The sequence below is a fragment of the Aminobacter sp. 01T433 genome, assembly GCF_056398585.1.
The window spans coordinates 165,531-174,186 of record NZ_JBFTPR010000012.1 but is presented as its reverse complement, the minus strand read 5'-3'; the positions used below and the strand labels follow the sequence as shown (position 1 = coordinate 174,186).

The window sequence follows — 8,656 nt, the reverse complement described above, 5'->3', positions numbered from 1 at the left end:
ATGCCCTGGTCTTCGCCGAGCGCAATGGCCTTGCCATTGGCAACGAAGGGGAAACGGCCGACGCGGATGTCCTTGCCCTCGGCCTTGGCCCTGGCTTCGGTCAGGCCGACGGAAGCGACCTGCGGGTTGCAATAGGTGCAGCCCGGGATTTTGAGCTTGTCCATCGGGTGCACGTTGGGCAGGCCGGCGATCTTTTCGACGCAGATGACGGCCTCGTGCTCGGCCTTGTGGGCCAGCATCGGGGGACCTGCGACGTCACCAATGGCGTAGATGCCCGGCACATTGGTCTTGCCGTAGCCGTCTATGACGATGCAGCCGCGATCGGTCTTGATGCCAAGTGCCTCAAGGCCGATGTTTTCGATATTGCCCTGCACGCCGACGGCCGAGATCATCCTGTCGGCGGTGATCTTCTCGACCTTGCCGTCCTTCATCTCGACATGAGCCGTGACGGAGTCCGCGCCCTTCTCGACCTTGGTGACCTTGGCTTCGAGGTGGATCTTCATGCCCTGCTTTTCGAACTGCTTCTTGGCGAAGGCGGAGATTTCGGCATCTTCCACCGGCATGACCGCAGGCATCACCTCGACGACCGTCACATCGACGCCCATCGTGCGGTAGAAGGAAGCGAATTCGATGCCGATCGCACCCGACCCCATGACCAGCAGCGACTTGGGCATTTCCGGCGGCACCATAGCCTCGAAATAGGTCCAGATCAGCTTGCCATCGGGCTCGATGCCGGGCAGCGCGCGCGGACGCGCGCCGGTGGCGATGATGATGTGCTTGGCGCTGTAGGTGCCCTCACCCAGTGTGTTCTTGGGCAGCGGCGCCTGCGGCTCCATCGGCTTCTTCGTCGATTTCGACACGACGATCTGGCCGGGCTTGGTGAGCTTGGCCTCGCCCCAGATGACGTCGACCTTGTTCTTCTTCATCAGGAAGCCGACGCCGCCATTCATGCGCTGGGCAATGCCGCGCGAGCGGTCGACAACGGCCTTGAGGTCGGCGGTGATTGTGCCTTCAAGCTTCAGGCCGTAATTCTTGGCGTGCTCGGCCAAGTGCAGAACCTCGGCAGAACGCAGCAGCGCCTTGGTCGGGATGCAGCCCCAGTTGGAACAGATGCCTGCCAGATGCTCGCGCTCGACGATCGCGGTCTTGAGGCCAAGCTGGGCGGCGCGGATCGCCGCGATGTAGCCGCCGGGACCGGAGCCGATGATGATGACGTCGTAATTCTCAGCCATGAGTGTCTTGCCTCTTGATCAAGTCGCGCTGCGCGTGAGCAGCACCCAGTCGTGTTTCTTGCTGTTTTCGTCGAGCGGTACTGATGGATGGCGCGCGATCTCTTCAAATCCGCGGGATTTGTAGAGGCCAAGCGCCACGTCGTTGTCGCTTTCGGTGATCAGGCTGACGGGCCGCGCGCCGGCGCGTGCGAGTTCGTGGTCGACCAGCTGTCGGCCTATGCCGCGTCCGCGATGGTGCGAATACACGCCGACGCTGTCGATGAACCAGTGGCCGATGGCCTGTTTTTGAAGGATCAGGATCGGCTCGAACACCGGATGCGGTGCCTCTTCGTCGGCGAATGAAGGCTCGACTGCGTGGCCGATAACCACGCCTGCGATTTCATCATCGACCTGGGCGAGGCTCGCGTCCTTCCAGCCAGCACGCTCATCGTCGTCGCGCATCAGATTGCGGCCATTTTCCAGCGCTGTCTGCGTGGTGCCGTCGAGCACAGCACCATACCAGAGCCATGAGGCCAGGCCGTGCGATGACAGGTCAACGAGAACGGCCAGCTCGGCAGCATCGCGTCGTTCGGCCCTGCGGATGGTGACAACGCCGGCCAAGCTAAAGCTCCAGCATCACGCGCACGATGGGCGCAATGGCATGGCCGATCAGCCGCGTGTTTTCGGCATCGAGATGGACGCCATCGAGCGGCGTCGTCTCCGCCACCGAGCCGGCATCGAAGAAACCGCATCCGACCTCATCGGCGAGCGCGGCATAGAGCGGCGCGAGCTGCTTTGAGGCCTTGTCGCCACCGGCGAACATATCCTTGAACTCGGCGTTGGCCGTCCGGCTGACCACTGGCGGCGAGACCAGCAGGATTTCAGGTGCCGCATATTCCATGCCGTGATCGTAGGCGCGGATGATCGACACAAGCCGCGCCATGCCTTGCTTGGCGGCCAGTGGATTACCGTGGATCCACGGCTTCATGTCGTTGGCGCCGAGCATGATGATGACGAGATCGAGCGGCGTATGCGTGCCGAGGATCGTCGGCAAGGCCCGCGCGCCGTTGCGGTCGGCGGCTGCGAGACGGTCGTCAAAGGCGGTGGTGCGGCCATTGAGGCCTTCGGCGATGACGTTAACGCCACCACCGAGTTCCTTTTGCAGCACGCTCGGCCAACGGTCTTCGAACGCATGCCGGTCCGGACCGGCGGCATCGTAGCCCCAGGTCAGCGAGTCGCCGTAGCAAAGCACAGTCTTCATGATTGAAGTCCTCGAATCCCCTCCCTGGCAGGGAGGGGAAATGGGGGAACTACACCAGCATGCCCATCGGATTTTCGATAAAGCGCTTGAAGGCCGACAAAAGCTCGGCACCGAGCGCGCCGTCGACGGCACGATGGTCGGTCGACAGCGTCACCGACATCACATTGGCGATCTTGATCTCGCCGTTCTTGACCACCGGCCGCTCTTCCCCGGCGCCAACGGCCAGGATGGTCGCGTGCGGCGGGTTGATGACGGCCGAGAAGTCCTTGATGCCGAACATGCCGAGGTTGGACACGGCACTGGAGCCGCCCTGATACTCCTCAGGCTTGAGCTTGCGGTTGCGTGCCCGCCCAGCCATGTCCTTCATCTCGTTGGAGATGACCGACAGCGTCTTGATGTCGGCCTTGCGGATGATCGGAGTGATCAGGCCGCCTGGGATCGAGACGGCGACACCGACATCGGCGTGCTTGTGCTTGACCATCGCTTGATCGGTCCACGACACATTGGCGTCGGGAACCGCCGTCAGCGCAAGCGCAAGCGCCTTGATGATCATGTCGTTGACCGACAGCTTGTAGGCCGGCACGTCGCCCTTTTCGGTCTTGCGCATCGGAGCCGCGGCATTGAGCTGAGCCCTGAGCGCCAGCAGCGCGTCGATCTCGCAATCGAGCGTCAGGTAGAAATGCGGGATCGTGCTCTTGGCCTCGACCAGGCGACGCGCGATCGTCTTGCGCATGTTGTCATGCGGGATGAGCTCGTAGCTGCCTTCTTCGAAGAGCTTGAGAACCTGATCGTCCGACATGCCCTTTGGCGCGGGAGCAGCAGCACCTGCGGCAGGAGCCTTGGCAGAAGGGGCTGCCTTGGCACCGCCACCTGCAATGGCCGCCTCGACGTCGGCCTTGACGACACGGCCATGCGGGCCGGTGCCGGTCACGGCCGAAAGGTCGACACCGGAATCCTTGGCGATGCGACGGGCGAGCGGCGATGCAAAGCTACGGCCGTCCGCCGTCGATGCGGCAGAACCGTTGGCGGCAGCGGCCACAGGCTTTGCTGCAGGAGCGGCCGCAACTGGTGCAGCAGCGGGAGCCGCAGGTGCGGCGGCCGCAGCAGGAGCTTCGGGCTTGGCAGCCTCCGCCTTGGCCGGGGCGGCATCACCGCCCTTGGCTGCGGCAGCGACATCTTCGCCTTCGCCGGCAAGGATGGCGATAAGGGCGTTGACCTTGACGCCTTCGGTGCCGGCCGGGACTAGCAGCTTGGCGACAGTGCCTTCATCGACGGCTTCGACTTCCATCGTCGCCTTGTCGGTTTCGATCTCGGCGATCACGTCGCCGGGCGAAACCTTGTCGCCTTCCTTGACCAGCCACTTGGCCAGATTGCCCTCTTCCATCGTCGGCGAAAGGGCAGGCATGGTGATATTGATCGGCATGATGTCCTCCCGCCCTGTCAGCGATACGTGACTGCTTTGACCGCCTCGATCACTTCGCCGACATTCGGCAGAGCAAGCTTTTCGAGATTGGCGGCGTAAGGCATCGGCACGTCCTTGCCGGCTATGGTGATGACAGGCGCATCGAGATGATCGAAGGCGCGCTGCGACACCTGGTTGGCGATGAAATCGCCGACCGAGGATTGCGGGTAGCCTTCTTCGACCACGACCAGACGGTTGGTCTTCTTGACCGAGGCGATGATGGTGTCGAAGTCGAGCGGACGAATGGTCCTGAGATCGATGATCTCGACGTCGATGCCCATCGCACGCAGCTCGGCCTCGGCCTTGATCGCGTAGGTCATGCCGATGCCGAAGGAGACGATGGTGACGTCCTTGCCCTGCTTGTGGATGCGCGCCTTGCCGATCGGCAGCACGAAATCGTCAAGCTTCGGCACTTCGAAGGAGTGGCCGTAGAGGATTTCGTTTTCGAGGAAGATGACCGGGTTCGGGTCGCGGATCGCAGCCTTGAGCAGGCCCTTGGCGTCGGCTGCCGAGTACGGCATCACCACCTTGAGGCCCGGAATGTGGCTGTACCACGCGGCATAGCACTGCGAGTGCTGGGCAGCGACGCGTGCAGCCGCACCGCTTGGTCCACGGAAGACGATCGGCGCGCCCATCTGGCCGCCGGACATGTAGAGCGTCTTGGCGGCGGAATTGACGATCTGGTCGATCGCCTGCATGGCGAAATTGAAGGTCATGAACTCGACGATCGGGCGCAGCCCGGCCATCGCGGCACCGACGCCGACGCCAGCAAAGCCGTGTTCGGTAATCGGCGTATCGACGACGCGACGCGGACCGAACTCCTGCAGCAGGCCTTGGGTGATCTTGTAGGCGCCTTGGTACTCGGCAACCTCTTCGCCCATGATGAAGACGTCGCTATCGCGGCGCATCTCTTCGGCCATGGCGTCGCGCAGCGCTTCGCGGACGGTCGTGGTGACCATCTCGGTGCCAGCCGGAATGTCCGGATCGGCGGCGACTTCGGTTTTGGGCGCGGCGGCAACAGGTGCTGCAGCCGGAGCGGTGGCGGCGGGTGCGGCAGCAGGCACTTCGGCCTTGGCCGGAGCAGCACTCTTGCCAATGTCGGCAGCGCTTTCACCGTCCTGCAGCAGCACGGCAATCGGCGTGTTGACCTTAACACCTTCGGTGCCAGCCGCGATTAGCAACTTGCCCAGAACGCCTTCATCAACGGCTTCCACTTCCATGGTCGCCTTGTCGGTTTCGATTTCGGCGATGACGTCGCCAGCGACGATCTTGTCGCCTTCGTTCTTCAACCACTTCGACAGATTGCCCTCTTCCATCGTCGGCGAGAGCGCAGGCATGAGAATTTCGATCGGCATGTTCGCGCCCTCCCTTAGATCAAGATATCGGTCCAGAGCTCGGAAGCATCCGGCTCGGGATCGGTCTGAGCAAAGTCTGCGGCGTCAGCCACAATGTCGCGAACATCCTTGTCGATCGCCTTGAGATCGTCCTCGCTCGCCCACTTCTTGGCGATGAGGCGCGCCTTGACCTGCTCGATCGGGTCGTGCTCGGAGCGCATCTTCTGCACTTCGTCCTTGGAGCGATATTTTGCCGGATCGGACATCGAGTGGCCGCGATAGCGGTAAGTCTCCATCTCGAGGATGATCGGGCCGTTGCCCGAACGGCACCATTCGGTGGCGAGATCGCCAGCGGCCTTGACGGCGCGCACGTCCATGCCGTCGACCTTGATGCCCGGAATCTTGAAGGAGACGCCGCGCTGCGAAAAATCCGTCTCGGCCGAAGCACGCGTAACGGCGGTGCCCATGGCGTAGCGATTGTTTTCGATGACGTAGATCACTGGCAGCTTCCAAAGCGCGGCCATGTTGAAGCTCTCGTAGACCTGGCCCTGGTTGGCAGCGCCGTCGCCGAAATAGGTCACCGACACATTCGGGTTCTCGCGGTAGCGGTTGGCAAAGGCCAGACCGGTGCCGAGCGACACCTGGGCGCCGACGATGCCGTGGCCGCCGTAGAAATGCTTTTCCTTGGAGAACATGTGCATGGAACCGCCCTTGCCTTTCGACAAGCCGCCCCGACGCCCGGTCAATTCGGCCATGACGCCTCGCGCCGACAGCCCCATGGCCAGCATGTGGCCGTGGTCACGATAGGCAGTGATCATCTGATCGCCTTCGATCAGCGACATCTGCAGGCCGGTGACGACAGCCTCCTGACCGATGTAAAGATGGCAAAAGCCGCCGATGAAGCCCATGCCGTAGAGCTGGCCGGCCTTTTCTTCGAAGCGGCGGATGAGCAGCATCTCGCGGTAGGCCGCGACATCCTGGTCCTTGGTGAAATCGACCGGTTTGGGCGTTACCGGAGCAGATTGAGATTTTGTGTCAGATTTGGTTTTGGCAGGCGCTTTTTTGGCGGCGGTGGCCATGCATCACTCCCTAGTGGCGTCTCTTTGCGGACAATGAGGAGATCATGCATAATCTCTCCTCTCCATGCCCAAAACGCTAGCATGTAGAATGACGGCGCGCCATGCGGAAAAATGCATAGCAGGCATGCGGTTAAGCGCCTAAAAACGTTGGATTTCTTGTCGATTAACTTGAAGTCAGTTAATGCGGCGCTCAGACGGCCGCATTATGGTCAGCTCATCTGCATGGGACATATTGAGGGCGTTTCGCGCCTGCTCGTCAAGCATGTCCTTCTCCAGCGAGCCGTCATGCAGCATCTGCACCCGCCGCTCGACGGACATGCGATGTGCCCTGACCGTATCGAGCCTGGCCTGAAGCTCGACCGCGCGCGCCTCGAGCCGGTACTTCGAATAGATGCCGAATTCGCCATGATAGGCATGAAAGCCGAAATAGGACAAGAACATCACTGCCAAGGCAGGGACGATGAAGCGGCCCGTGTTTGTCTGCTTGTGCTGGCGTGTCCACATGGTCAGAACCTCTTTCAGGTTCTTGTCGCCCCATTGTGCTTAATGGACGGTTACAGTTGGCCGGTCTGCGGTCCCGTGAAAACAAAAAAGGCGGGAAACATCCCGCCTTTTCCAGGTCGTCAATGGGTGAAAGATCAGCCGCGCAAGATCGAGCGGCCGGCGAAGCGCGCCTGCCTGCCGAGTTCTTCTTCGATGCGGATCAGCTGATTGTACTTGGCAGTGCGGTCCGAACGGGCCAGCGAGCCGGTCTTGATCTGACCGCAGTTGGTGGCGACTGCGAGATCAGCGATGGTCGAATCCTCGGTTTCACCCGAACGGTGCGACATGACGGCGGTGTAGCTTGCCTTGTGCGCGGTCTCGACAGCGTCAAGCGTTTCGCTGAGCGTGCCGATCTGGTTGACCTTGACCAGGATCGAGTTGGCGACGCCCATCTTGATGCCGTCGCGCAGGCGGGCCGAGTTGGTGACGAACAGATCGTCGCCAACCAGCTGGACCTTGTCGCCGCACAGATCGGTCAGGTACTTCCAGCCTTCCCAGTCGTCCTCGGACATGCCGTCCTCGATGGAGATGATCGGATAGTCGGCGGCGAGCTTTGCCAGGTACTTGGCCTGCGCCTTGGGGTCGCGGGTCTTCTTTTCGCCTTCGTAGACGTAGTTGCCGTCCTTGAAGAATTCGGTCGCAGCGCAATCGAGCGCGAGTGCGACGTCTTCGCCGGGCTTGAAGCCGGCCTTCTCGATCGAGGCCATGACGAAGTCGAGCGCGGCCTGGGCGCTCTTGAGATTCGGGGCGAAACCGCCTTCGTCGCCGACATTGGTGTTGTGGCCGGCGTCCTTCAGACCCTTCTTCAAGGTGTGGAAGATTTCCGAGCCCCAGCGAACCGCATCGCGCAGCGAGGGCGCGCCGATCGGCATGATCATGAATTCCTGGAAATCGATCGGATTGTCGGCATGCGCGCCGCCATTGATGATGTTCATCATCGGCACCGGCAGCACGCGAGCGTTGGGTCCGCCGACATAGCGGTAGAGCGGCAGGCCGGAAGCCTCGGCAGCAGCCTTGGCAACGGCGAGCGAGACGCCGAGGATGGCGTTGGCGCCGAGGCGGCCCTTGTTGGGCGTGCCGTCGAGCTCGATCATCGTCTGGTCGATATGGATCTGGTTTTCGGCTTCCATGCCGCCGATCGCCTCGAACAGCTCGCCATTGACGGCCTCGACGGCGCGTTCGACACCCTTGCCGAGATAGCGCGTGCCGCCATCGCGCAGTTCCATCGCCTCATGGGCGCCGGTCGACGCACCCGAGGGAACGGCAGCGCGGCCCATCGAGCCGTCTTCGAGGACCACGTCCACTTCGACGGTAGGATTGCCGCGGCTGTCGAGAATCTCGCGGCCGACGATATCGATGATTGCTGTCATGTGAGGCATCCCCGGGAGCTGATCGCAAATAGGATCGGTTGGATTTCCGCGCTCGTCTTAGCCAAAGCAGAAGAAAACGCAATCGCGGCAGGGCAAATATCACGCAACGTCAGGCATCAGATTCACTTTCGGCAAAACGCTGTCACCATAATTCATCCCGTTGGGCAGGCATTCGCCACACTTTCGGGTAAACTATGCCTGCGCGGGGCGAAACAGAGGGAGTTTCGCCATGTCCGAGTTGAGTGGTATCCTGAGTTTGTTCTTCATCGCCGCAGCCTTCCTGACCTCATGCGACAGTCAACCCCCCCCACAGGGCACGTCGCAGGTGCGGATCATACCGACGCCAAGGTAGTTGCAGGCACAACGAAAAAGCCCCAGAGCAATCCGGGGCTTTTT

8 protein-coding genes are annotated in these 8,656 nt (G+C 61.8%); all 8 read right to left on the bottom strand.

Annotation, left to right across the window (positions count from 1 at the left end):
- A partial coding sequence (gene lpdA / locus AC1DLV_RS20900; protein ID WP_476801841.1) for a dihydrolipoyl dehydrogenase occupies positions 1-1,232 on the bottom strand: 1,232 nt, incomplete at its 3' end.
- A gap of 18 nt (positions 1,233-1,250) precedes the next feature.
- Positions 1,251-1,832, bottom strand: coding sequence for a GNAT family N-acetyltransferase (locus AC1DLV_RS20895; RefSeq protein ID WP_476801840.1), 582 nt, complete (start codon positions 1,830-1,832; stop codon positions 1,251-1,253).
- 1 nt (position 1,833) lies between these two features.
- The gene (locus tag AC1DLV_RS20890; RefSeq protein WP_476801839.1) at positions 1,834-2,472 is read right to left on the bottom strand and encodes an SGNH/GDSL hydrolase family protein; all 639 of its coding nucleotides are present in this window, start codon (positions 2,470-2,472) and stop codon (positions 1,834-1,836) included.
- Positions 2,473-2,521: 49 nt separating this feature from the next.
- A complete protein-coding gene (locus AC1DLV_RS20885) occupies positions 2,522-3,895 on the bottom strand; it encodes a pyruvate dehydrogenase complex dihydrolipoamide acetyltransferase (protein ID WP_476801838.1) in 1,374 nt (457 codons plus the stop codon).
- A gap of 17 nt (positions 3,896-3,912) precedes the next feature.
- Complete coding sequence (locus AC1DLV_RS20880; protein ID WP_476801837.1) at positions 3,913-5,289, bottom strand: pyruvate dehydrogenase complex E1 component subunit beta; 1,377 nt, start codon at positions 5,287-5,289, stop codon at positions 3,913-3,915.
- Positions 5,290-5,303: 14 nt separating this feature from the next.
- Entirely contained in the window at positions 5,304-6,347 is a 1,044-nt protein-coding gene (pdhA, locus tag AC1DLV_RS20875; RefSeq protein ID WP_476801836.1) for a pyruvate dehydrogenase (acetyl-transferring) E1 component subunit alpha, read from the bottom strand.
- Between the two features lie 174 nt (positions 6,348-6,521).
- Positions 6,522-6,851, bottom strand: a complete 330-nt coding sequence (locus AC1DLV_RS20870) for an FtsB family cell division protein (RefSeq protein ID WP_476801835.1) — start codon at positions 6,849-6,851, stop codon at positions 6,522-6,524.
- Positions 6,852-6,985: 134 nt separating this feature from the next.
- Positions 6,986-8,260 carry a phosphopyruvate hydratase gene (eno, locus tag AC1DLV_RS20865; RefSeq protein ID WP_476801834.1) on the bottom strand — a complete coding sequence of 425 codons (1,275 nt, stop codon included), beginning with the start codon at positions 8,258-8,260 and terminating at the stop codon, positions 6,986-6,988.
- Positions 8,261-8,656: the final 396 nt, after the last annotated feature.